This window comes from Lactobacillus sp. ESL0681 (assembly GCF_029392835.1).
Classification (GTDB): domain Bacteria; phylum Bacillota; class Bacilli; order Lactobacillales; family Lactobacillaceae; genus Lactobacillus.
Genome location: NZ_CP113943.1, coordinates 324,687 through 349,867, shown reverse-complemented (window position 1 = coordinate 349,867; position 25,181 = coordinate 324,687). Strand labels below are relative to the sequence as shown.

The window sequence follows — 25,181 nt, the reverse complement described above, 5'->3', positions numbered from 1 at the left end:
CAAAATGAAACGATATTTAATTCTTGAAGATGGTAGTTCATATGCTGGTGAAGCAATTGGCGCATCAATTATTTCAACCGGAGAGTTAGCAATTCAAACAGGAAATTTTGGTTATCAAGAAGCTTTAACAGATCCGACTAATGCAGGTAAAATCTTGGTTTTTACTACACCGATGATTGGTGGTAATGGCATCAATGCAATTGATTATGAGAGCATCAATCCAAGTGTTAAAGGAATCATTGCTAATGATGTTGCTCTAAATATTTCTGATAGCGATAATTTTCAAGATTTAGATTCTTTTTTGCAAGAAAAAAAGATACCTGCAATTTATCATGTTGACACTCGGGCTTTAGTACATCGCTTGATTGCAAAAAACAGTCTTAAGGCTTCTATTATGGATACAGATGATGAGCATGCTTTTGATCAAATTAAGGCGCTGGTTCTTCCCAAAAATAAATCTGCTGCGGTTTCAACTAAGAATGCATATGCTGCACCAAATGTTGGTAAAACTGTAGCGGTTTTGGATTTGGGACTTAAGCATTCCTTATTACGCGAATTATCGCTAAGGCAAATTAATGTTACTGTATTACCTTGGAATGCCTCAGTAACCGATATTGAGAATCTGCGACCCGATGGAATTATTATTTCCAATGGACCTGGCAAAGTGGCTGAGGTCAAAACTGAGTTGACACCAATACTAACCTATTTTTATCGTCAACTGCCTATTTGGGGAGTTGGGTTAGGCTTTCTGGTATTAAGTGATTTTTTAAATTTTGAGTTAGCCGATTTATCCGAAGAGTATAATGGTACTAATTATCCTGTGATAGAACTGCATTCTCGAAAAATTTGGCAGGTAGCAGTAAACATCAAACAACTTATCTCACTTGATAGTAGTAAGGTGCTTGACCAACAATATTTGGAACTACATAGCAACTTGGTAGCTGGATTTAGTGATCAGCAGAATAAAGTTATTGCTACTGCGTTCAATGCAGAAGGTGCGCCTGGAAGTCGTGATGCTATTGAAATTTTTGATGATTTTATAAAGATGATGGTGTAAATTATGCCTTTAGAAAAGGATTTAGATAAAGTCCTAATCATTGGATCAGGTCCTACTTTAATTGGTAGTGTTGCTGAAACTGATATTTTAACTTTAGATGCGATAAATGCACTTTTAGAAGAGGATATTCAGGTCGTATTAGTAAATCCTAATCCAGCAACTATTTCGACAGACAAAAGAGCTGGAGTTACTGTTTACTTAGAACCAATGACATTAGCTTTCTTAAAAAGAATTATTCGAATGGAAGAACCAGACGCGATTCTTTCAGCTTATGGGTCAACTACCGCGCTCACGGCGACTAGACAGTTGCTTAATGATGGAATTTTGACGCAAATGCAGATCAGACTCTTATCATTAAATGAACAGACTTTGCGGCTGACTTCTCATCAAAAAATGGCTGATTTTCTTGAACAACAGCAACTCCCCGTCAGTCACTATCAAGATTTAGTTAGTCTTGATACCGAAAATTTAGCAATTGAATTGTCTAATAACGTTACGTTTCCTGCGCTATTGGTAAAAGAAGATCCTTATTTAGCTAGTGAAAAAATTGTATTCAAGACTGTGGAGACTCTAGTTGATTATCTAAATAGTGAACGCAAAAAAGGTGATTTTTCCTATCAAAATTATCGTTTGGTAGAAGATTTATCTGATTTTGGTGAAGTTATCGTTAATGTAATTCGTGATAAAAGCGGTAATGTTCTTTTTACCAATTTTGCTGATTCAATTGAAACTGTTGCAATTAATTCAGGTGATTCTGCATTAGTCATGCCTGCTTTAACTCTAAATAATGACCAAATTCAATTACTAAAGCAGATCGCGCAAAAGATTGCTGCTAAATTGGACATAGTTGGTATTTTAAATATTCACTTTGCCGTTAAACATGACGGCACAAAATTTACAGCAAAAGTTTTGACTATCAAACCACGATTGACGCGCAGTGCTATTTGGGCTCAAAGAACCAGTTTATATAGTGTTGGCTATGTTGTGTGTAAGGTTGCATTAGGTTATCACTTGAACGAAATCCTTGATCCTGTATCTGGACTAAATGCAGCAGTTGAACCTATTCAAGATCAGGTAGCAATCAGGTTGCCGTATTGGTCACTTACGCAAGCAGGAATCAATCACTATCATTTAGGCAAAAAAATGCAGGCTAGTGGTGAAGCACTTGGGGTTGGCCAGAATTTTGAAGCGGCATTTTTAAAGGCATTAGCATCCACTAGTAATTTGAAATTAGTGGTTACAATTTTTGAAACAGAAGTAATTAAAGATAATCAGGAAATTATTAACGATCTAGTGGAACCTGATGAATTACACCTAGTAAAACTACTAGCCGCGATTGCAAGTGGGATAGAGTACCAAGAGTTGCAACAAGTGTTGCATCTACACCCAGTTTATTTTCAAAAATTTCAGCGAATTAGTCGAATTTGGACTGCTTTAACTAAAGGTAAACTAAGTGACCCATTATTAGTTGCAGCAAAAAGGAGTGGCTTCAGTAATGAATTAATCGCTAAGTTAAGTGGTTTAAATCCAGCGCTAATTCAAGCAGCTTGTCAAAATGCGCAAATAACTTCTGCCTATTTACAAATTGATGGTTCAGCTGGTTTTTATTCTCCCAAAGTTCAAGCGTACTACAATGCTTTTGGTGTCCAAGACGAAGTTGACAGCCTCGCTGGGCAAAAAAAAGTATTGGTAATCGGTATGTTGCCGTCGCAAGTTTCTGTCACTAGTGAATTCGATTACATGATTAGTCATGCACTAGTAACTTTACATAATAATGGTTATGTAACTATTTTGCTTTCAAATAACGACGAATCTGTTGCCACTAGCTATCAAGTAGCAGATCGAGTTTATTTTGATCCAATTACTGTTGAACGGATTCTTGATATTTGTCATAAAGAGAATATTAAGGAAGTTTTATTACAGTTTTCAGGAAAGAAAGTCAATGCTTTAAATAAACGCTTAACCGAAAGTGGCATAACCATTCTTGGTACTAAGGGAGAAAATCCAAAAGATAAGATAGATTATGTTTTATCATCATTAAATGGACCTTTAAAGCAAACATCAGTTTTGACTACAACTGATAGTAGTCAAGTCGACCTGTTCATTCAGCAACATGAATTTCCCATTTTAATTGGCGGTTTCAACAATCAAGGAGTAAAACAAAAATCAGCTGTAGTTTACGATTCACCTGCATTGCAAAAATACTTGCAGGAGAATCATCTATCTAAAATTAGTTTATCGACTTTTATTGAAGGGCATAAATATGAAATAACTGCAATTTCAGACGGAACTGACGTGACAATACCAGGAATTATTGAACATTTAGAACAAACTGGGACTCATGCCTCTGATTCAATTGCAGTATTTAAACCGCAAAATTTATCAGCACGTAATCAAGCCAAACTAATTCAATACACCATTAAATTAGTTCAGCAAATAAATTTGCGTGGAATTTTTACCTTACACTTTTTAATAGTTAAGCAAGATATTTATTTGTTACAAATCAAACCTTATGCAGGACATAATATTGCCTTTTTATCGCAAGCGTTGGGACAGGATATTACCGACTGTGCAACTCAAGTCTTGACGGGACAAAATTTGCCATCACTAGGATATCCCAATGATTTGTGGAATTCTAACAATTTTATCCATGTCAAGATGCCTGTATTCTCATATGTAAATTACAATAGCGGCAACACCTTTGATTCTAAGATGAAATCCTCAGGGTCTGTGATGGGACGTGATACTAAATTAGCTAAGGCATTATATAAGGGATATGAAGCTAGCGGGCTTACCATTCCTAGCTTTGGAACGATTTTTATCTCTGTGCGTGATAGTGATAAAAAACAAATGACCGAATTAGCACAACGCTTTTACCGGTTAGGTTTTAAAATCATTGCAACTGAGGGTACGGCTAATGCTTTTGCGGAAGCTGGAATGACAACTATGGTAGTTTCTAAAGTTCACACAGATTCTAATAATTTATTGGAAAAAATCCGGCAACATAGAATAAAGATGGTAATTAACGTTCCTAGCTTTTCGGATATTGCCAGTGGTGACGCTATAAAGATTAGAGATGAGGCATTAAACACTCATATTCCAGTTTTTTCTAGTATTGAGACTACAGAATTAATTTTAAATGTCTTAGAATCACTAGCTTTAACTACACAACCAATTTAATTTTTTGCTTAAGCAAAAACCGAGGATATTCGTCCTCGGTTTTTTTAGTTAATTCTTCTACTTAAAACCTGTTCTTGTTCAGGAGTTACATCAATTGAATTCTGTCCAGTATAAATAACAAACCCGGGCTTAGCACCGTTAGGCTTTTTGACTCGTTTATCTTTAACATAATCAACCGTTACATGAGCTGAATCTTTTGCTTTAGAAAAATAAGCTGCAATCTCAGCTGCTTCAATAACATCTTGATCACTTATTTCATTTGCTTGTACAATTACATGTGAACCAGGAATATTTTTGACATGAAACCACCAATCTTGCTTATCAGCCTTTTTAAAAGTAAGCCAATCATTTTGATAATTGTTTTTACCAACTAAAACAGTTTTTCCAGAAGATAGTTGAAACTTATTAAGATTGCGTTCGGTCATTTTTTTGGCACGCTTTTGCTTAGGCTGCTTGCGGATGTAGCCTTGATTAGTTAGCTCATCAGTAATTTGATCGATATCTTGTGGCTCTGCATTGTCAATTGCTGTTTGAATTGACTCAAAGTAATTTAAATTAGTTTGCGCAATCTGAATCTGCTCTTTAACATGCTTAATTGAATCACGTAACTTTTTGTAACGCTTAAAATACTTTTGACCATTTCTAGCAGGGGAGAGAGCGGCATCTAACTTGATTTCAAGTAAATGACTATTATCATAATAATTCGGCAATTCGATTTTGGTCATTCCCGGTTTCACTTTCGATAAATTAGCATTTAAAATTTCGCCTCTAATGCGATAACCCTCAGAATTTTCAGCTTGATCAAGTTGCTTTTGCAGTTTAGCAATTTTCTTAGTTAACTTTTTTTGTTCATTTTTGATAATCCGCTCAATTTGGCGTGCTTTCTGCCTGACCCAATCCTGGTTAGCTTGATATTGATAAAATTCATCAAGTGCATGATTTAGATCAGTATCATAACTCTCTTTAACTAAATCCAAATGATAGGGTAAATACGGAAAGATTTTCCGTTTATTTTGGCGTGTTTTTAGAATAAAGGCACCACTTTTATCAAATTGCTCAATAAAAGTGCGAAATGACGAATATGAATTGTTATCTTCTAAATATCTGATTAACTCATTGCGATCATCACGATCAAGTCCACTAATTTGGCCAGCAAATTCTTCAAAATTACTATTTAAAGTCTTTTGCTTAAATTCAGTCTCTGAAAGGTCAAAACCGTTAATTCCAGGAGTAAGGGGAGGCAGCTCATATTTTGCTTTAGGTAACAACAGGCGCGCCCGATTTTCGTCCGGATTAACTCGCTTTAACAAGTCAATAATCTGCTTAGTTTGTTCATTATAGAGAATAACATTACTGTGACGTCCCATCAATTCAACAGATAAAATTAACTGGACTTGATCGCCAAGTTCGTTGTGGTTACTAAAACGAAAGTTCACAATGCGATCAACGCTTACTTGATCAATTGCTAACAGAATTGAGCCCTCTAAATACTTACGTAGCACCATTACAAAAGTTGGAGCTTTGTCTGGATTAGTAATCGTTTGGTTAGTTAAATAAAACCTTGGATTTTGTGCATTAGCAGAGAGCAATAATTGATAATTTTTACGTTCTTTTCTAAAAGTTAATACCAAATCTTGATTGAAAGGTTGGTAAATTTTTGCTAAACGACTGTTTACTAAAATTGGTCGTAAGTCTTTTAATAGGCTATGAATAAATAAGCCATCAAATGCCATAATATCACCTCAAAGTATGACTTCTATTATAGCAATTATTCAAGAAGATGTATATTAGTTACAAGTCTTAAAATAAGTTACTTATATAAATATATTAACATTTTTGATTTTAATGAAGAAATTATTGTAAAAAACTGGTATACTGTTAATATAGCTTAATGATTATCTATAAGTAATAACTATAAGATTAAATTAATAAGTGATTTAATGCGAAACACTAATTCATAAATGTTTCACAGAACTGTTTTTGGGAGAAATTTTAAACATATGAATATTTTGGTTTTTAATACGATTGCAAACAATATCACAAGTGCCATTAAACAAAAGTGTGATCTGAACCTTTCACAAACTAGAATTTTGCTATATTTTGATCAACATCATAATCATGAACTAACGATTGGCAAGTTAGCTACTGAACTAGGAATTGCATTATCAACACTCAGTAGACAGCTGCATCAAAATCAAACAGAAACTTTAATAGCTATTGGTCACTCTGATAGAGATTCGAGTAAGCTGATTAGTCTAAATAAGCAAGGTTTGCAAAAAGTTAATGAATTAAAACAAGCCTTGGTTGAAATTGAAAATTCTCTATTCAGTAAATTAAGTAATCCAGAAACAGCTATGTTAGATGAAGTACTTACCAAGCTATTATAAATAAAGCAAATCTATATCACCATTCACGCTAGCTAGCGCTTTGCTCTTGGTAACTCGAAACACTAGCCGTTGTATGCTATAATTCTTGTATCATATCAAGATTTTAAATGTGGAAGGTAAATTATAGATGAAGATTGCATTGGTTACGGATAGTACTAGTGGTATAACTGAGCAGGAAGCAGCGGAAAATCAAATTATTGTTGTTCCCATTCCAATTATTATTGGTAGTAAAGAATATTTAGAAGGCGTAGATATTACTTCTGAACAATTATTTGAACTACAACGTCAAGGAGCAGAATTTCCCAAGACTTCTCAACCTAGCATGGGTGAAATGATTTCACTGTTTAATAGACTGCATAGTGAAGGCTATGAAGCAATTATTGCGATTACATTATCAAGTGGAATTTCTGGCTTTTACCAGAATTTAACTAATATTGCGAAAAATAATCCAGAATATAATTTACACCCGTTTGATTCTAAAATGACGGTTCGTTTGCAAGGAGATTTAGTTTTAGCGGCTGCCAAGATGATTAAAAATAATGTTAAATTAGATTGCATCCTAGCTAATTTAGCTAAAATCGATGATACAATCGACGAATTATTTGTTGTCAATGATTTAAACAATCTAAGTCATGGTGGTCGGCTAAGTAATGCAGGTGCTTTTATTGGCTCAATGCTTAATATTAAACCATTGTTAACTTTTGAAGATGGAAATATTGTAGCTTTTGACAAAATCAGGTCTATTAAACGTGCTTTCACTAAAATCGAATCGTTGACTTTGAAAAAGATTAACGGCTTACCATATAAAGATCAGCTAAAATTATTTGTTATTGACTCAAATGATGAAAGTCAAGCGCAAGAAGCTAAAAAGTTTCTGTTAAAGAATTTCCCAGGTAAAACAATTTCAGAAACCAAATTTAGTCCAGTAATTGCTACTCACTTGGGTGAAAAATCATTAGCAATTGGTTGGATGATTGATATTGATCAAATAGATTTAACTAAATAAAAGCAGCATATCAGAGCTGCTTTTTTCTGTGGGGGGAATAACAATGATTAAAAAAGATGAGTTAATTAATTGGGCAGTTGAATTGCAAAGCATTGCTCAAAATGGCTTAGAATATGGTCATGATCGATTTGACTTAGAACGATATGAAAGAATTCGTGAGATTGCTAGTGAAATGATGACTGCTAAGTCTAATTTACCACTTGAGCAAGTAAAAAATTTATTTAGTAGTGAAGATGGCTATCAAACACCTAAATTAGGAACAAGAGCTGCAATTTTTAAAGACAAACAAATTTTATTAGTACGCGAAACTACAGATGGTAAATGGTCACTACCAGGCGGCTGGTGTGAACCCAATGTTTCTGTGGAAGCTAATTGTCTTAAAGAGGTTGAAGAAGAAGCAGGCAGAAAAGTTGTTGTAAAACGAGTCATAGCTTTACGTAATCACACACATAAAATACGTCAGGAACGAATTATTAACGTCTGCAATATCTTTTTTCTGTGCCAGGAAGTTAAAGGAAATTTCGTTAAGAACACAGAAACAGATGACTGTCAGTATTTTGCTTTTAACGATTTACCTAAATTATCTGAAGAAAGAAATAGTAAACAAGAACTTGCTATGTGTTTTGCAGCTAATGAAGATGCAAACTGGCAAACGACATTTGAATAAATAAAAAAATGCTTGTTACAAGCATTTTTTTATTCTCCTTTATTAGAAGATATTTCATTTAGAGCAGCTCGCTGCTTTCCTTGGTCAACATGAGTGTATAAATCTGTTGCGGAAGTGCCTTTTTGCCCCAACTGCTGAGCAACTAACACTTGGTCCTTAGTGACACTATACAATTCAGAAGCTAGCGTGTGACGCAATTTATGGGGAGTTAGAGGATGCCCAAAGCTAGCGGAGTATTTATTGACCATCTTTTCAATTGCATTAGTAGTGATGCGTTTTGTTTGATTATGCCAACGAGTTAGAAAAAAAGCATGTTCATTTTTACTAGCAGAGTATCGCTTACGGCGTATTTTTTGATAACTGGTAAGATAGTCTAAAGTCCATTCAGCAATCGGTACACTGTCTCGTTGCCCTCCTTTACGAGTCACATCAAGGCTCGCTTGCTTAAAGTTCAAATCTGCTAAATTTACCCCAGCACATTCTGAAACTCTAATACCAGTTCCTAAAATTAAGGCAACAATGGCTAAATCTCGTTCCTTATTAATTTTAAAGGCAGGCAAAGCTTGTTTATTACAAACATGCTCGTATTTTTGCTCGATAAAATCTAAAAATTGATACTTTAATTCTCCAGTGTACATATGGGATTCCAAGACATGTGCCCGGTAATTCAACGTCTTAGTATTATTCAACGAGTCAATCTTTAGCATAACATTGCGTTCAAAGTATGGCTTTCCATGGTTATCGTCCGATGTAATAGTTAAATATTTGAAAAGGGAACGTAATGCATTAATCGAGCGGTTAATTGTAGTTGGAGAATTCAAGTGTCCCTGTTGGTTTTTAATATGACCTAAATATTCAATATAGAGCATAATGTCATTGCGCCTTAAGTTGGCCAATGTAGTAGTGGTTACTTGACGATTATTTTTGGCTGGGGAAATTCCCTGATTGCGCAACCAATCAAAAAAGCGACGAATTTCGGTTAAGTATTGATAAGTAGTGGTTAAAGAATGAGTAGTGCCAAAATTATATTCTTTAACAAAGTCGGGTAACCGAGTTAATTCGGCTTCAATTAAGTTTAAATATTTTTTGGTTTCCACGATAAATCTCCTTAAATATAGCGATCCGATAACATGGGTCAAGAGAGTAGGTTGACAGATTAATTTTTAAATCGTTCATTAAAATTAATAACTAGGAATAAGCGTCGTTTTGAAGTTTGATTAATAAAAAAGTATTCACTGGAAAGAATAAGTTTGCTTTGTACCTATCATTAAAATTACAGTTTTAATGATAGCAGATGAAAAAAGCTCATGCAAGTCACTTATTTTCATAAGTTCTGTAAAAATCTATTATTGTTCATTACTATTAACTTACTAATTTTACCTTGTAATACCGTTTATTAATTTGCTAGCTTAAAAACCGAGCATTCATCACAGTAAGTAATGTTAACATTTCAAGATAAATTTAAATAATTATGATGCTTAAATAGTAAATATAAACGAACAATCTCTGAACTATGCGAGAGCTAACTTACTAATTTTAAATATAGCTATGCGCTCAACAAGCTTGGCATGATCTTAACGCTAAATTTAAAATTTAATGGTTTTAAACAACTGTGATCTCAATATGCTTTATTCTGAATATTTTTCAGAGTAACTTTACATAATACGCATTATACGAAGTTGCAACGATGATAATTAAAGCACATCCTATTTCAGGTGTTGCCATTATTTTACATATATTTTACTTGCTTGCTAATTGATCAATGATGTTACATACTAGTACTAGCTAAAACTGATAGATTCTCATCAAAAAATTTATTTTTTACTAAAATAAATTTTCAGGATGCAATTTTAAGCGTTTTCTGTTAAAATTTATATAGGTACATTTAATGGGTAGAAATAATTATTGATTAAAATGTAACCTGCTTTTATAGCAAGTAATTACCCGCTTTAAATTAAAATCAATTAATTTTTGGCATTTCATTTTAAGTACACTTTTTATAAGTGCATTTTATTTGAATTATTTCGAAATTAACATAGAATATTATTTGGGGTATAAATTTAAAACATTTTATTTGATCTATTTCTTTTTGAGAATTAGTTGTTTTACTTATTATTTTTATTGTTTTATTCTACAATAATCTGTTATTATGGATATTATGGAATCATATTTTTGAAAGGGTTGATTTATTCCATGAGTATAAATTTAGGAAAAGAAATTTGCCGTCGTCGACGGGAACAAAAGTTAACACAAGAAGATCTTGCAGAACTAAGCGATTTGTCAGTTAACTTTATCTCACGTCTTGAGCGGACTAAGAATCAAAATATTAGTATTCAGAAATTGGATTCAATTGCTAGAGCTTTGAATACCACTACACCTGATATTATTATGAATGCTTACCGCTTTAAAGAAGTTAAGGCAGAAAATCATCAAGATAATACACCTGTGTTCATTAAAAAAGTTCTTAACGAACTAAGAAAAATGGAACCAGAAAAAGCTGAAAGAGTGTGCAAGGCTTTCATTATCTTAACTAAAGAAATTAATAAAGATTAATTTAAAACAAAAAAATAGCTAGTGGATTAATTCCCCTAGCTATTTTTTTGTTTTAATTAAAAGCTTCCGTTAAAGGCGGAACAACTTGCTTTTTACGTGAAACCACTCCAGGTAAACTAACTTCTGAATCAGTTATCTCACCAAAGGCACGCTCAAACAGCTGCACTGCTGCAGTTGAACCAGTTACCAAGGCTGTTGAATCAGAATCTAGCACATTAGTAATTAATAACATGAACAAATCGTAATTATTTGCTGCAGACTCTGCTTCCATGGCTTGTAAAAATTCCGCTTTACGTTCCATGGCTTCTGGTAGATCAACTACGTTAATTTGAGCAACTCGAACATTTTTACCATTAAGGGTAAAACTTTTAGCATCCAAATTGATTAAATCTTGTTCCGACTTATCAGCAATATTGGTCCCAGCTTTTAATTCTTCTAAACCATATTTTTGATAATCAACTTCAGCAATCTTAGCCAGTGCTTCAACAGCTTGATGATCATCCTTGGTCGTAGTTGGCGACTTAAGCAATAAAGTGTCAGAAATAATAGCTGATAACATTATTCCAGCAATATTTTTAGGAATTTCTATCCCATAATGTTGAAATAACTTCCAAACAATAGTACTAGTACAACCAACTGGTTGAGCCAGATAAAACAGTGGCAAGTTTGTTTTAAAATTCATGATTCGGTGATGGTCAACCACGTGTGTTACAGATACTTGGTCAATATCTGACACACTTTGTTGCGGTTCATTATGATCAACCAGCATCACTTTTTCTACTTCATTAGCTGCAGTTTGAATTACACGCGGTGCTTCAAAACCAAAATATTTTAGTGCAAAGGTAGTTTCATCATTAGGCTTTCCTAGAGCAACTGCTTCCGTATTAAATCCCCGCTGATTTTGCAAATATGAATATGCAATTGCTGTACCAATTGCGTCAGTATCAGGACTTTGATGTCCAAAAACTAATTCTTTTTCCATTCGTAAACTTCCTCATTTCTTCTAAATAACTTAATCTTACTACCTTATTATAGTTTAATTATAAAAATTATTCAGCTAAAAATTCTTTAAATGCCGTCAAGATATTATTAATTCTTGGTACATCCTTCTTACCTTTACGATATATCATTGAAACATCAAAATGCTTAATGCCTTTCAAATGAACGGGCGTCAAATTAATTTCATCTTTATGGGCTTTGATAATATGATTCACTTACAAATGTATCGTAATCAGTTTGTTCGGCTGTTGCGACTACTTGCTTAGTTGCTGAGAACACCAATGGTGCAAGCAAACTCTGATTAGAATTATTTTTATCACAAAACTTATCTAACATTACCCGTGTTAAATAGAAATCTTCAGGATACGTTACCCATTTTCTATTTTTAAATCGAGAAATTGGGTATGACTCACCTGCCTCAAGACTATCACGATGAGTTAAAATCGTTAAATCATCTTCATAAAGCTGCAGGTGCTCATACTGATGTTGCAATTCCCCATGACTCTTTTTAGTACTATCGGGGAAGTACATAATTGCTAAATCAATCTGATTATTATCAAGGTTATACCACAAATCTTTACGACTATAATAAATCACACTAACCGTAATTTCAGGATTGGTTTGATTAAAGTTAACCAAAAATTGCTGCAAAAGATCAGAATTAATACCATCTAAAACACCAATGGTAATATTTCCTTTATCAGCTTGCGTAAATTCCTGAATATCACTTACGACTGAATTAATTGTTCCCAATAACTTAATTGCACCCGTCTGTAATTCTTTACCTGCTTCAGTCAGATAAAGCTTTTTTCCCATCTGACCAAACAAAGGTGTTCCAATTGAGCGTTCCAGCTTTTTAATTTGCTGTGTCAAAGCTGGCTGCGTGATGCCCAGAATTTGTGCAGCTTGCGTATAATTCATGGTATCAATTAGCTGTAAAAAATAATGTAGCGACTTCGTTGAAAGTATTGTATTTGGTTTAGGCATAAGTCTTTCCTTCTATTTTAACAATAATATTACTTTATTTATATGTTTATTATTAAACAAAAAATAGCCTATGTCAAAATATAACTCAAATAATCAGTAAACTCCTTTTACAATAGGATTACATAACACTAACATGAAACTATACTTTTAACTATTTATTAGTAGGATTGCCTAGAAGCAAACACTTAGGAACCCCATCACTCATAGTATCAATAACAAACGATCCGTTAGAATATCGATCACTTATTGGATAAGTATTTGTATTTAATTTTATTTGTCGCTTACTACTTGTTGTTATTATTAAGGTATGATCTTGCCCATAGGAAGTGAGCGCAGCAATTCTGTGTGGTTTATTTTTAAGCTCACGCAACACCAAAACTCCCCGCCTTGCTCGCGAAACTTTATTAATCAACTTAACTTTAAATTGTTTAAAGGAGCCACGCTGTGTAATTATACCAACTCTTAATAAATCTAGTTCTTCTGGTTTAGCTAACACATATGAAATAACATAATCATCATCTTTAAGATTTACTGATTTAACGCCTACTGCTTTAGCACCAGAAGTAGGAATTTCGCATATGTCATAGCGAACAGCGTATGCATCATGTGTGAAAAGAACGATTTCATCATTCGTATCTGGCCTGATTAAATCAACACGAAGAACCGTACTATCAGTATGCTTCATCTTCATTGCCATCATTGCTCGTGAGCGATACGTTCTAGTTGGTTGTAAATTAGCTAATTGTAGTTGCTTGATATATCCGTCATTTGTAGCCAGTAAAAAGTTGCAGTTTTGATCAAGTTGTTTAAATGAAAAGACCCTAATAATCCGTTCATCACTACTTAAACCAATTTCTTGCGATAAATGCTGACCTGTTTCCTTCCATTTTGTTTCAATTAATTCGTGTACTGGTCTGAAGATAACATTTCCACGATTGGTAAATAGATATAAGTTCATTAAGGTTGACAAAGTTTTTTCGTAGATAATCTCATCACCATCTGGTAGCCCATTATCACTATCATCGCTTGATTGCCAAGAGCGCAGCGATGAACGCTTCAAATAACCATCTCGACTAATTAAAACACGAACTTGCTCATCTGAAACTAACGCTTTTTCATCTATTTGGATTTTAGCATTTTCCGATGAGATTTCTGTTTTACGCGGATTACCAAAAGCACGTTTAACTTCAGTTAATTCTTTAATTAACTGCTTTTCTAAAATTTGTGGATCGGCTAGTAGCTGTTGAAACTGGGCTACCTTTTGATCCAAATCAGCCTGTTCGGCAATTAAGGCATCTACATCAGTATTAGTTAATCGATATAATTGCAATGAAACAATTGCTTCTGCTTGTTTTGCTGTAAAACCAAATTTAACAGTTAAATTTTTCTTAGCATCAGTTTTATTTTTAGAAGCACGAATTAGGCTGATCACTTGATCCAAAATATCCATAGCATGAATTAGGCCTTGGATAATTTCTAACCGACTCTGAGCCTTATTTAAGTCAAATTTAGTGCGTTTAACCACAACATCTTTTTCATGTTCCAAATATGAACTAAGAATATGTTTTAGCCCTACTTGAACTGGAGTCATATGATCAATTGCAACCATATTGAAATTATAAGCAACTTGCAGTTCTGTATTCTTAAATAAGTAATTTAGAATGTTTTGGGCATCAGCATCCTTTTTTAGTTCAACTACAATTGATAGTCCATGTCTATCGGTTTCATCACGTACTTCAGCAATTCCGTCTATTTCTTTATTAAGACGAATCTCATCCATCTTTTTGACCATCAGAGCTTTATTGACATTAAATGGAATTTCAGTAATTACGATTTCTTGGCGATGACCGCGAATCTCTTGAATACTTGTCTTGGCCCTAACCTGAATTCTTCCACGTCCGGTTTCATATGCTTCTCGTAAGCCTTTTTGTCCCATGACAATAGCCCCAGTCGGAAAATCTGGTCCTTTAACATACTGCATAAGATCACTTAAACTGGTATCCGGATGCTTTAATAAGTATATTGTTGCATCAATTACTTCAGATAAATTGTGAGGGGGAATTTCAGTTGCATAGCCAGCAGAAATCCCAGTTGAACCATTAACTAACAAATTAGGAAATCTTGCTGGCAATACAGTAGGCTCATACTCGGTATCATCAAAGTTAAGTACCATTTTGACGGTATCTTTATCAATATCTTGCAACAACATATTAGAAATTTTGCTTAGTCGTGACTCCGTATACCGCATTGCAGCAGGTCCATCGCCATCCATTGAGCCGTTATTACCATGCATTTCAACTAATGTCTCACGCATTTTCCAATCTTGTGACAAGTGAACTAATGCACCGTAGATTGAACTATCTCCATGAGGATGATAGTTACCCATAATATTACCGACAGCTTTAGCCGCCTTTTTAAATGCCTTATCGTAAGTATTATTATCCTGATACATTGCGTAAAGAATTCTTCTTTGCACTGGTTTTAAGCCATCACGAATATCCGGCAGCGCTCTTTCTTGAATGATATATTTAGAGTATCGTCCAAAGCGTTCCCCCATTACTTGCTCAAGGGGCATTTCACGAATACGTTCTTGTGTCGCCATTAATTAAAAACCTCTTTATTCATTTTCTTCCAAAATTGAAGCATTTTCGCCCATCGTGAACTTAACATTTTCTTCAATCCATTTTCTTCTTGCTGTGGCTTTGTCGCCCATTAAAGTAGTAACGCGTCTCTCGGCCAGTGCAGCATCATCAATTTTCACCCGAATTAACATTCTTGATTCAGGATTCATAGTTGTCTGCCATAACTGTTCAGCATTCATTTCACCTAGACCTTTGAAACGTTGCAAGGCATATCCGCGGCCCATTTCACGCTCATCCTTAGCTAGATCTTCATCAGTCCAAGAATACTTAACTTGAGCTTTTTTTCCGTGCCCTTTTTGTAAACGATAAAGTGGTGGTAAGGCAATATAAACTTTGCCCTCTTCAATCATTGGTCGCATATAACGATAAAAGAAAGTTAATAACAGAATTTGAATATGCGCTCCATCATCATCGGCATCAGTCATGATAATGACCTTGTCATAATTGGAATCTTCAGCTTTAAATTCAGTGCCAACACCTGCACCAATTGTATAAATCATGGTGTTGATTTCTTCGTTTTTAAAAATATCTTGTAATTTCGCCTTTTGGGTATTTAAAACTTTGCCACGTAACGGTAAAATTGCTTGAAATTTTCGGTCTCGTCCCTGTTTTGCAGATCCACCAGCTGAATCTCCTTCAACTAAGAATAGTTCATTCTTCTTAGGATTGCGTGATTGTGCAGGTGTTAACTTGCCAGATAAAACCTCTTTTTTACGACGCTTTTTGCCATTACGACTTTCATTGCGGGCTTTCTTAGCGGCTTCACGAGCATCGCGAGCGCGTTGAGCTTTTTTAACTAATTCCTGTGCAAGTTCACCATTTTCCATTAAGTAATAGGACATTTTTTCGTAAACTACTGCATCAACAATTGACCTTGCTTGTGGAGTTCCAAGTTTACCTTTAGTTTGACCTTCAAACTCTAGCAGTTCTTCAGGAATCTTTACCGATAAGACTGCACTTAAACCTTCGCGATAATCAGAACCATCGATATTTTTATCCTTTTTACTAAGCAAACCTTGTTTTTTAGCATAATCATTAAAAGCCTTAGTAAAACCACTGCGAGCGCCAATCTCGTGAGTACCACCATCAGATGTACGCACATTGTTAACAAAAGAAACGAGGCTTTCTGAATAACTATCGCTATATTGACCACTGAATTCAATTTCTATTTCATCTTGTTTACCCGTAAAATAGAAAATATCACTCAAAGTGTCTTTGCCTTCATTTAAGTATGCAACAAATGATTTGATTCCATCATCATACTTAAATTCATCATGATGATTAGGCTCACGTTCATCAGTTAAAACAAAGTGAACCCCCTTTAATAAAAAAGCTGATTCGCGAATACGCTCTTTAATCGTCTCATAATTAAATTTGATTGTTGAAAAGATAGTTTCATCAGGCTTAAAAGTAATTGTGGTTCCTGATTTATCTTTAGTTTTACCTAAACTCTTTAGGGTACCGATTGGCTGCCCGCCATTTGCAAATTCTTCCTCATAAGCTTTACCAGAGCGAACTACTCGTACTTTTAAATAGCTGGATAAGGCATTAACTACAGACGAGCCAACTCCATGTAAACCACCTGAGGTTTTATAATTTTGCTCAGTAAATTTACCTCCAGCATGCAGGACTGTTAAAATGACTTCAATTGTTGGTTTACCAGATTTATGCATTCCAGTTGGCATTCCGCGACCAAAGTCACGAACAGTCACACTATTATCCTGATGGATTGTTACATCAATTTCTTGCCCAAATCCAGCCATGGCCTCATCAACTGAATTATCGACAATTTCATAAACCAATTGATTTAAGCCATGAATATCTGTTGATCCGATATACATTCCAGGTCTTTTACGTACAGCTTCTAAGCCATGTAAAATTTGAATTGACGAATCGTCATAAAAATTTGTTTTTTTATTTGCTTTAACCAAATAAACTCCTCCAGTGGTAAATCATTTATTTTAATTACCCCAACTTAATCTTTTTTTGCTAAAATAGCTTTAGACACTTAGAGAGTAGGATATAAATGATAAATTTGAAATTAATACTGGTATTTATTCTAGCATACTTAATTGGGTCCTTCCCGACAGGAGTCATAATTGGGAAAATATTTTTTCACGAAGATATTCGTCAATACGGTTCTGGCAACATTGGTACCACAAACTCTTTTCGCGTTTTTGGACCACTAGCTGGTAGCGTTGTCCTAATTATTGATGTTTTAAAAGGCACACTTGCTACTAGTTTACCAAGAATATTGCACCTAAAAGCTCCTAAATATCTACTTCTAGTTTGTGGGGGCTTAGCTATTCTAGGACATACCTGCTCAGTCTTTCTTAAGTTTAAAGGAGGTAAAGCAGTGGCAACTAGTGCTGGAGTTTTCTTAGGGTACAATTTACAATTTTTCGGTGTATGTGCACTAATCTTTTTACCGTTAGTATTTATTACTTCTTACGTTAGTTTATCTAGCTTAATTGCGGTAATTTTGATCTTCATCGTAACATTTTTCTTCCATGACATTTTTCTTGAAATAGTCGTAGGAATTATTATGATTGTTTTGTTTACTCGGCATAAAGACAACATTAGTCGTTTACGAAATCATGAAGAAAATATTATTCCATTTGGCCTCTATTATTGGTATCGGAGACGCCACAATAAATAGTGCTAACAAAACATTTGTTCCCAGCTAACAAATATTATACTCTATTCGAACGATAGTTCGCAAGACTTTTTGAAAAAACAAGTGTCTGGGAAAAAACTAGACCCTTAAAAGCAAAAAATCCGTTAGAACCTTTGCGTTCTAGCGGATTTTTCATATACATTCTAGCCTAACCTTGTTATTATTAAATTACTACAAAAAACAAAAAAGGTGGGCTTTTCATGTATCAAAATTATATCACAGGTCAAACTGCTTTAACACTTAACTTTGACTTTTCTATTCCTAAAAATCATCTTGCTCAGGTTATCAGTGATTTTGTCGACTCGATTCCTGCCGATGTGTTGCTGGAAGACAATTCAAATACTGGTCGGCCTGCCTATCACCCAGCAATGATGCTCAAAATACTACTCTTTGCCTATTCTAGACGCGTTTTCTCTGGTAGAAAAATTGAGCGGATGCTCACAGAAAACCTCCCGATGATGGTCATAGCTAGTGGTAAACATATTTCATATCATACGATCAATAACTTTAGAGCTAGTAGCCATACCAATCAGCTGATTAAACAAGCTTTTGTCTATTTTACTAATCTTTTGCAAGCAGAAGGGTTGCTTAGAGAAGATGCCATCTTTATTGATGGGACCAAAATTGAAGCTGATGCTAACAAGTATACTTTCGTTTGGAAAAGAGCTGTCGAAAAGTTTCATACTAAGTTAAAGGCTAATGCAGTTGAGCTTTATGACGAATTGATTCAAAAAGAAGTAATCCAAGCGATTACTGAAGAAGAAGCACAAACTAGTCAGGGTCTGGCAATCATGGCAGAACAAACAGAAACTGCCATCAAGCAACTAGATGAAGCAATCGCGGCTGAGCCGAAAGTAATTCCTGGAGGTTCAACTAAAAAACGCCAAAGGCGAGTAGCCAAAAAAGTCTTGCATAAGTTGCGTCAGGATTTTATCCCCAGAGCAGAAAAGTATGAACAGGCGCAAGCAACTTTTGGTGAGCGTAATAGCTACTCAAAGACCGATCATGATGCCACTTTTATGCATATGAAAGAAGATCATATGAGGAATGGTCAGCTTAAACCCGGATATAATATTCAAGTGGCAACTACCAACCAATATGTAGTAGATTATGCACTTTACCCTAATCCAACAGACTTCAAGACTTTAGAACCTTTCTTAAAGCAAATGACAAATTTAGACAAGTTCCAGAACATCGTTGCCGATGCCGGCTATGGCAGCGAATATAATTATTCTATGCTTGAAAATGAGTATGAAGATAAACAATATTTTATTCCTTACAGCCTTTACGATAAGGAGCAGACTAGAAAGTATCAAAATGATCCCACCAAGCTGGCGAATTGGACTTATAATGAGCAAGAAGATTATTACCTTGACTGGCAAGGTGTGCGTTTTAATTTCAAACGGTATGGTAAGCGGAGGAATAAGAGTACGGGGTTAATCTCTGATCTAAAAATATATGAAGCAGATGAGTTTCAGTTAACAGCTGAATTAACTGAGCTAGCCAAAACTAAAAGCGGACGCCAAAGGCAGGTGCAATACAATCCCAATTGGCAATATTTAAAGGAAAAAGCTAAACAAACTCTTCAAAGTAGCGAAGGCAAACGGATCTATGGCTATAGAAAAACTGACGTAGAGCCAGTCTTTGGACATATGAAGAACGTTTTTGGCATGCGCAGAACACACTTGCGAGGGAAGAAAAAGGTCGAAACCGATGTAGGCTTGATGTTCATGATGATGAATTTGAGCAAATATTGGAGTAGAAGAGGTGGCGGAAAACTTCTTTTACAGGAAATAAGCAATAAAAAACAGATCAAGATTTTCTTATTACGAAAACTTGGTCTGTTTTTAAGTCTGAAAAGCTAGTTTTTTCCCAGACACTTTATTTAATCTTAATCATGAAATGCCATGCTGAAACCCGCGGTAAAGTTACCGTTAGGTTCAAGGTGATTCATTCCATATTTAGTTGTTAATTCACCATCAGTATCAGCTCTATCCGCAATTCCCCACCAAGGCTCAATGCAGACAAAATCAGCTGTTTGAGGATATTGAGACCAAACTCCTACAAATGGAGCATCCCTTAACCAAACATTAACATGAAAATTACTAGTTTCTGTTCTTAATGTAAACTTGTTGTCGTGGCCTTTTAATTCAAAAATAAGAGCATCATTTTTAAATAGATGATCGCTTAAAGTAATCAAACTATCCGTTGGCGCCAGTGACCGCCTAGGCCAATCTAAATATGCTCCAGCAAGCGGTATCTGCACTCTAGAAACAGATGGTTGGCTGCTAAAATAATAATCCTGTTTGTTTAATGAATCATCGGTTGGTAAATTAAATCCAGGGTGTCCCCCAATCCCAAAAATCATTTCTTCATCAGTAGAATTATTAGTTACACTAAAATTCTCTTCTAGCAGATTATTGAGTAAATTATAATTAACTCGCAATTCAAACTTAAATGGATAAACTTTAAGAGTTGCAGCATTCTCTTTTAATAAAAAAGTGATGCTTTCAGCAGTTTGTTGCTCAACTACAAATTGAGAATCACGAGCAAAGCCATGCTGGTTGAGATGATAAGTCTTACCCTGATAAGTATACTGATTATCTTTTAGCTTACCAACAATTGGAAAAAGAATTGGAGCATGTCGACCCCAAACTTCAGGGTTAGCCTGCCAAATATATTCGTAACCGCTATGCTTACTTTTTACACTTTGTATTTCAGCCCCATGATCAGAAATAGTAACTTGTAAAATACTATTTTGAATAGTGTAATCCATGTTTAATTCATCGCCTTTACACTAAAGAATAAACTTGGCCAAGTCTTTGTTCATGATAATGTCATTGAGTTTGTCATCAACATAAGACTCGGTAATAGTAATTTCACCCATCGTCATATCAGGACCTTCATATAAGACATCTTCAAGTAACTTTTCTAAAATAGTTGCTAAACGTCTAGCACCAATATTATCAGTTCCTTGATTGACATCATATGCAATTTGAGCAATCTTATCAATTGCTTCTTGGGTAAAAATCAATTTGATTCCGTCTGCCTTTAATAGAGCAATGTATTGTTGTAAAAGTGAATTTGCTGGATCTTTAAGAATTCTTACAAAGTCATCTTTAGTCAACGCATTAAGTTCAACTCTAATTGGGAAACGACCTTGTAATTCTGGAATTAAATCACTTGGCTTAGTCTCGGCAAAAGCTCCAGCAGCAATGAAGAGAATATGATCAGTACTAACTGGACCATACTTGGTTTGTACAGTAGAGCCTTCAACAATTGGCAAAATGTCACGTTGAACACCCTCTCGTGAGACCTCACCAGAGTTCTTCTTATTACCTGAGGTAACTTTATCAATTTCATCAATAAAAATTATCCCATTGTTAGTTGTACGCTCAATCGCTTTTTGGTAAAGAGTATCATAATCAATTAGCTTACGGGACTCTTCTTGAATTAAGACTTCACGAGCATCGCGTACGCTAAGAGTTCGCTTTACTTTCTTCTTTGGTGTCAAGCTGCTTAGCATTGATCCCATGTCAATTCCCATTTGGCCCATCATATCACCCATTGGATTAACTTTAGGTGTTTGTTCGACCTCAATAGTGACTTCGCGCTCTTCTAATAAGCCTTTATCCAACTGTTCAGCTACCGTTAAACGCTCATTACGAATCTCATCAGTTACTTCTTCCTGATTATCTGTTTGCTGATGTTCATCTTCTTGATTGCCACCCATTAGTGCAGACATCATATTTTGCATTTCTTGCATTTGATTTTGATGTTTTTCGTGTTTAATTCCAGGAACTAATAACCGAACTAAAATTTTGTTAGCTTCTTTGGTTGCTTGAGTGCGTACATGGTCGAATTGATCCTTTTCCTCCATTCTTACTGCTTCATTAACCAAGTCACGTACCATTGATTCAACATCACGGCCGACATAGCCAACCTCAGTGAACTTGGTTGCTTCTACTTTTACAAATGGTGCATCCACAATCGCTGCTAAACGGCGGGCAATTTCTGTTTTACCAACACCAGTTGGCCCTGCCATTAGCATATTTTTAGGAGTTATATCCTCTTGCATCTTAGGCGATAGTTGCATTCGCCGATATCGATTATACAAAGCTACTGCCACTGCCTTTTTAGCTTCATCTTGTCCGATAATATATTCGTTTAACAAACTAACAATTTGTTTAGGCGTTTTGTTATCCATAGACTTTTTCTCCTAATACTTATAGTTCATCCGTCTTAATTTGATCATCTGTAAAGATATCAATTCCAGAAGCAATTTCAACTGCTTCATGAGCAATTTCACTCGCACTCATTTCACCTGCATGTCTAGTTAAAGCAATCGCAGCTGCTTGAGCAAAATTACCTCCGGAACCAATTGCCACTACATTTTCATCAGGTTCAAGCACTTCGCCATTTCCTGAGATCAATAATAAATCTTGCTCATTAAAAGCAATCAGCATAGCATCTAATTTTTGTAAAGTCGCATCTTTACGCCAAGCCTGTGCCATTTCAACGGCAGCTCTACGCAGATCTCCACTAAATGCTTCTAACTTATCTTCTAACATGTCTTGCAAGCTAACTGCATCAGCAACTCCGCCAGCAAACCCGATTACTACTCGGTCATGATAAATCCTTCTAATTTTTTTAGCAGTCGCCTTAGCAATTACTTTTTCGCCTAAGGTAACCTGTCCATCACCTGCTATTGCAGTATGGCCATTAAATTTTACTGAACAAATAGTTGTCATTACTTTGCCTCATCTTTCTTATTATTACGAGTAAAAAATCGCTCATAATTAGTTTGTAAATTTTGAGTAGTTACATGGGTATAGATCTGGGTAGTTGAAAGATTACTATGCCCTAGCAATTCCTGTACACTACGCAAATCAGCCCCATTATTTAGCATTGCGGTTGCAAACGAGTGCCGCAATTCATGGGGATGAACTTTTCCACTAACCCCTGCTTTATTAAACACTTTTTGCATAATATATTCAATTCCACGTGTCGTTAATTGCTTACCTCGATTATTTAAAAAAACGTAGTCACAGTCTTGAAACTGATGTAATAACTTAGAACGCGCATCGTGTAAATAATTGGTCAATGCTTGCTTAGTTGCTTCATCAAAAGCGGTATAACGATCTTTATTTCCTTTACCATGAACCAAAACTAAATTTAATTCCAAATCAATTTGAGCTAATTTTAATTCACTAACCTCACTTACCCGCATGCCAGTTGTATAAAACAATTCAAACATCGCTAGGTTACGCATAGTAAGAGGATCACTACCACTTAGTGTAGCGAATACTTGTTTAAGTTCAGGAGCATAGAAAAATTGTGGTAATTTTTTCTGCTTAGTATGAATGGTTAGTCCTTGAGTAGGATTAACCTTAATCAGTTTGCGCCTAGTTAAAAATCGATAAAACGACTTTAGACTTGATAACTTGCGTGCCTGAGTAGTTTGCGTTACCTGTTGCTCTGCGAGATTTTGTAAAAAAAGCTCAACATCCCGTTCAGTAATGGACTCCCAGGTTGTAAAACCGCCATTAGTCTGCCAAAATGACTTTGCCTCAAGCAAATCAGTTTGGTAAGACTCAATAGTCCTGGGGCTGTAATGCCGCTCATTTTGCAAGTAACTAACAAAACTGGATAATCCTTTATCTAGAGCATTATTCATTTTGGGTTAAGACTGCTTCATTGAACTGCGCTAAACTTGCTAGTGCCCGTTCACTAATCTTTTCATGGCGCTCACGTTTATTACGGATTTTTTTACCCTCAAGTCCTGGAATTAGGGCAAAGCTTGCATTCATTGGCTGAAAATGCTTGCTACTAGTTGTAGTAACATAATTAGCCATTGAACCCAGAGCTGTATCTTTAGGAAAAGCAACTGTTGGTTCATTTTGTATGAGTCTAGCGGCATTAATACCAGCGACTAAACCACTTCCTGCACTTTCAACATAACCCTCTACTCCCGTCATTTGACCAGCAAAAAATAATCCTGGTCGTTTCTTTGCTTCATAACTTGCAGTTAAAATATCAGGAGAAGCCATATAAGTATTACGATGCATTTTACCATAGCGAACAAATCGGGCATGCTCTAATCCAGGAATCATCGAAAATACTCGTTTTTGTTCTGGATATTTAAGATGGGTCTGAAAACCAACAATATTGTACATTGATGCAGCTGCGTCATCTTGTCGTAGTTGCACCACCGCATATGGAATTTTACCTGTGTGAGGATTTTCCAAACCAACTGGTTTTAAAGGACCAAACAACATGGTCTTAGACCCACGTGCCGCCATAACTTCGATTGGCATACAACCTTCAAAAACATCTGCTTTTTCAAAGCCATGCATTTGTGCTGTTTCAGCATTTATTAATTCTCGTGTAAAAGCTTCATACTCAGCTTTAGTCATCGGACAATTAAGGTATGCAGCCTCTCCTCGATCATATCGCGACTTTTTGTAGACAATCTCAGTATTAATCGAGTCAGCTGCTACAATCGGGGCAGCCGCATCAAAGAAATGTAAACTAGTAGTCCCGGAAAATTGCTGAATTTGCTCTGCTAAACTATCACTAGTAAGTGGGCCAGTTGCGATAATAGTAATGCCTGTTGGCGGTATTTGCGTGATTTCTTCATCATGAAAAGTTACGCTTGGTAATGAATGCAACTTTTCAGTTACATATGCACTAAACTTATCACGATCCACTGCCAAAGCACCTCCAGCTGGTACTTGAGTTGCATCAGCTGCTGTCAAAATTAGTGAATCAAGCTGTCGCATTTCTTCTTTTAGCAAGCCAACTGCATTGGAAAGCTGATCAGATCGCATAGAGTTAGTGCAAACCAACTCTGCCAGATTTCCCGTTTTATGAGCAGGGGTCATCTTATTTGGTCGCATTTCATATAGGTCAACTTTAATTCCACGTTTGCCTAGCTGCCAAGTGGCCTCACTTCCGGCTAGTCCACCGCCAATTACTGTTACACTTTTAGGCATAAAAATTATTCCTTTACTATAAAATTATTTT

18 protein-coding genes and 1 pseudogene are annotated in these 25,181 nt (G+C 35.3%); 8 read left to right on the top strand and 11 right to left on the bottom strand.

Features of this window, described 5'->3' with window-relative positions:
• Nucleotides 1-4 precede the first annotated feature (4 nt).
• Together OZX59_RS01815 and OZX59_RS01810 are read left to right on the top strand one after the other, a co-directional pair.
• Nucleotides 5-1,057, top strand: coding sequence for a carbamoyl phosphate synthase small subunit (locus OZX59_RS01815; RefSeq protein ID WP_277126438.1), 1,053 nt, complete (start codon nt 5-7; stop codon nt 1,055-1,057).
• Nucleotides 1,058-1,060: 3 nt separating this feature from the next.
• On the top strand, nt 1,061-4,237 hold the full coding sequence (locus OZX59_RS01810) for a carbamoyl phosphate synthase large subunit (protein WP_277126437.1): 3,177 nt from the start codon (nt 1,061-1,063) through the stop codon (nt 4,235-4,237).
• A 44-nt stretch (nt 4,238-4,281) separates the two neighbouring features.
• Here the strand turns inward: OZX59_RS01810 and OZX59_RS01805 are convergent, their stop codons facing one another.
• A complete protein-coding gene (locus OZX59_RS01805) occupies nt 4,282-5,970 on the bottom strand; it encodes an NFACT RNA binding domain-containing protein (RefSeq protein ID WP_277126436.1) in 1,689 nt (562 codons plus the stop codon).
• Between the two features lie 267 nt (nt 5,971-6,237).
• On the opposite strand from OZX59_RS01805, the gene OZX59_RS01800 reads away from it, so the two are divergent.
• The 3 genes from OZX59_RS01800 to OZX59_RS01790 all read left to right on the top strand — a co-directional run bounded on the left by OZX59_RS01800 (nt 6,238) and on the right by OZX59_RS01790 (nt 8,297).
• Nucleotides 6,238-6,624, top strand: a complete 387-nt coding sequence (locus OZX59_RS01800; RefSeq protein WP_277126435.1) for a MarR family transcriptional regulator — start codon at nt 6,238-6,240, stop codon at nt 6,622-6,624.
• 127 nt (nt 6,625-6,751) lie between these two features.
• Nucleotides 6,752-7,630, top strand: coding sequence for a DegV family protein (locus OZX59_RS01795; protein WP_277126434.1), 879 nt, complete (start codon nt 6,752-6,754; stop codon nt 7,628-7,630).
• Between the two features lie 43 nt (nt 7,631-7,673).
• The gene (locus OZX59_RS01790) at nt 7,674-8,297 is read left to right on the top strand and encodes an NUDIX hydrolase N-terminal domain-containing protein (RefSeq protein ID WP_277126433.1); all 624 of its coding nucleotides are present in this window, start codon (nt 7,674-7,676) and stop codon (nt 8,295-8,297) included.
• Between the two features lie 29 nt (nt 8,298-8,326).
• On the opposite strand, the gene xerS is transcribed toward OZX59_RS01790, so the two are convergent.
• Entirely contained in the window at nt 8,327-9,394 is a 1,068-nt protein-coding gene (xerS, locus tag OZX59_RS01785; RefSeq protein ID WP_277126432.1) for a tyrosine recombinase XerS, read from the bottom strand.
• Nucleotides 9,395-10,490: 1,096 nt separating this feature from the next.
• Here xerS and OZX59_RS01780 point away from each other — a divergent pair.
• Entirely contained in the window at nt 10,491-10,850 is a 360-nt protein-coding gene (locus tag OZX59_RS01780; RefSeq protein ID WP_277126431.1) for a helix-turn-helix transcriptional regulator, read from the top strand.
• A 52-nt stretch (nt 10,851-10,902) separates the two neighbouring features.
• On the opposite strand, the gene OZX59_RS01775 is transcribed toward OZX59_RS01780, so the two are convergent.
• The 4 genes and pseudogenes from OZX59_RS01775 to parE form a co-directional block, all read right to left on the bottom strand.
• On the bottom strand, nt 10,903-11,832 hold the full coding sequence (locus OZX59_RS01775) for a manganese-dependent inorganic pyrophosphatase (RefSeq protein WP_277126430.1): 930 nt from the start codon (nt 11,830-11,832) through the stop codon (nt 10,903-10,905).
• 67 nt (nt 11,833-11,899) lie between these two features.
• Nucleotides 11,900-12,836: pseudogene (locus tag OZX59_RS01770) on the bottom strand (LysR family transcriptional regulator).
• Between the two features lie 151 nt (nt 12,837-12,987).
• Nucleotides 12,988-15,438, bottom strand: a complete 2,451-nt coding sequence (parC, locus tag OZX59_RS01765; RefSeq protein WP_277126429.1) for a DNA topoisomerase IV subunit A — start codon at nt 15,436-15,438, stop codon at nt 12,988-12,990.
• A gap of 15 nt (nt 15,439-15,453) precedes the next feature.
• Entirely contained in the window at nt 15,454-17,409 is a 1,956-nt protein-coding gene (gene parE, locus OZX59_RS01760) for a DNA topoisomerase IV subunit B (protein WP_277126428.1), read from the bottom strand.
• 95 nt (nt 17,410-17,504) lie between these two features.
• Between parE and plsY the strand changes: the two genes are divergently transcribed.
• Both plsY and OZX59_RS01750 read left to right on the top strand, forming a co-directional pair.
• On the top strand, nt 17,505-18,137 hold the full coding sequence (gene plsY, locus OZX59_RS01755; RefSeq protein ID WP_277126427.1) for a glycerol-3-phosphate 1-O-acyltransferase PlsY: 633 nt from the start codon (nt 17,505-17,507) through the stop codon (nt 18,135-18,137).
• Nucleotides 18,138-18,355: 218 nt separating this feature from the next.
• Entirely contained in the window at nt 18,356-20,020 is a 1,665-nt protein-coding gene (locus tag OZX59_RS01750) for an IS1182 family transposase (RefSeq protein ID WP_277126426.1), read from the top strand.
• A gap of 26 nt (nt 20,021-20,046) precedes the next feature.
• Here OZX59_RS01750 and OZX59_RS01745 read toward each other — a convergent pair whose 3' ends face one another.
• The 5 genes from OZX59_RS01745 to trmFO are packed head-to-tail and all read right to left on the bottom strand — an operon-like array spanning nt 20,047 to nt 25,150.
• The gene (locus OZX59_RS01745) at nt 20,047-20,931 is read right to left on the bottom strand and encodes an aldose 1-epimerase family protein (protein WP_277126425.1); all 885 of its coding nucleotides are present in this window, start codon (nt 20,929-20,931) and stop codon (nt 20,047-20,049) included.
• Nucleotides 20,932-20,952: 21 nt separating this feature from the next.
• The gene (hslU, locus tag OZX59_RS01740; protein WP_277126424.1) at nt 20,953-22,362 is read right to left on the bottom strand and encodes an ATP-dependent protease ATPase subunit HslU; all 1,410 of its coding nucleotides are present in this window, start codon (nt 22,360-22,362) and stop codon (nt 20,953-20,955) included.
• A 19-nt stretch (nt 22,363-22,381) separates the two neighbouring features.
• Nucleotides 22,382-22,906, bottom strand: coding sequence for an HslU--HslV peptidase proteolytic subunit (hslV, locus tag OZX59_RS01735; RefSeq protein WP_277126423.1), 525 nt, complete (start codon nt 22,904-22,906; stop codon nt 22,382-22,384).
• Nucleotides 22,906-23,832 (bottom strand): site-specific tyrosine recombinase/integron integrase, encoded by a 927-nt coding sequence (gene xerA / locus OZX59_RS01730; RefSeq protein WP_277126422.1) that lies wholly within the window; start codon nt 23,830-23,832, stop codon nt 22,906-22,908. Before xerA ends, hslV begins: the two co-directional genes overlap by 1 nt.
• The gene (gene trmFO / locus OZX59_RS01725; protein ID WP_277126421.1) at nt 23,825-25,150 is read right to left on the bottom strand and encodes a methylenetetrahydrofolate--tRNA-(uracil(54)-C(5))-methyltransferase (FADH(2)-oxidizing) TrmFO; all 1,326 of its coding nucleotides are present in this window, start codon (nt 25,148-25,150) and stop codon (nt 23,825-23,827) included. The genes xerA and trmFO overlap by 8 nt, the downstream gene beginning before the upstream one ends.
• Between the last annotated feature and the right edge of the window lie 31 nt (nt 25,151-25,181).

Bases quoted from the DNA above. Each gene is read 5' to 3' on its own strand.
- hslU (WP_277126424.1), bottom strand. From the start codon at position 22,362: ATGGATAACAAAACGCCTAAACAAATTGTTAGTTTGTTAAACGAATAT.
- trmFO (WP_277126421.1), bottom strand. From the start codon at position 25,150: ATGCCTAAAAGTGTAACAGTAATTGGCGGTGGACTAGCCGGAAGTGAG.
- hslV (WP_277126423.1), bottom strand. From the start codon at position 22,906: ATGACAACTATTTGTTCAGTAAAATTTAATGGCCATACTGCAATAGCA.
- OZX59_RS01815 (WP_277126438.1), top strand. From the start codon at position 5: ATGAAACGATATTTAATTCTTGAAGATGGTAGTTCATATGCTGGTGAA.
- OZX59_RS01745 (WP_277126425.1), bottom strand. From the start codon at position 20,931: ATGGATTACACTATTCAAAATAGTATTTTACAAGTTACTATTTCTGAT.
- parC (WP_277126429.1), bottom strand. From the start codon at position 15,438: ATGGCGACACAAGAACGTATTCGTGAAATGCCCCTTGAGCAAGTAATG.
- OZX59_RS01810 (WP_277126437.1), top strand. From the start codon at position 1,061: ATGCCTTTAGAAAAGGATTTAGATAAAGTCCTAATCATTGGATCAGGT.
- OZX59_RS01775 (WP_277126430.1), bottom strand. From the start codon at position 11,832: ATGGAAAAAGAATTAGTTTTTGGACATCAAAGTCCTGATACTGACGCA.
- OZX59_RS01795 (WP_277126434.1), top strand. From the start codon at position 6,752: ATGAAGATTGCATTGGTTACGGATAGTACTAGTGGTATAACTGAGCAG.
- OZX59_RS01800 (WP_277126435.1), top strand. From the start codon at position 6,238: ATGAATATTTTGGTTTTTAATACGATTGCAAACAATATCACAAGTGCC.
- plsY (WP_277126427.1), top strand. From the start codon at position 17,505: ATGATAAATTTGAAATTAATACTGGTATTTATTCTAGCATACTTAATT.
- xerA (WP_277126422.1), bottom strand. From the start codon at position 23,832: ATGAATAATGCTCTAGATAAAGGATTATCCAGTTTTGTTAGTTACTTG.
- OZX59_RS01805 (WP_277126436.1), bottom strand. From the start codon at position 5,970: ATGGCATTTGATGGCTTATTTATTCATAGCCTATTAAAAGACTTACGA.
- OZX59_RS01750 (WP_277126426.1), top strand. From the start codon at position 18,356: ATGTATCAAAATTATATCACAGGTCAAACTGCTTTAACACTTAACTTT.
- OZX59_RS01780 (WP_277126431.1), top strand. From the start codon at position 10,491: ATGAGTATAAATTTAGGAAAAGAAATTTGCCGTCGTCGACGGGAACAA.
- OZX59_RS01790 (WP_277126433.1), top strand. From the start codon at position 7,674: ATGATTAAAAAAGATGAGTTAATTAATTGGGCAGTTGAATTGCAAAGC.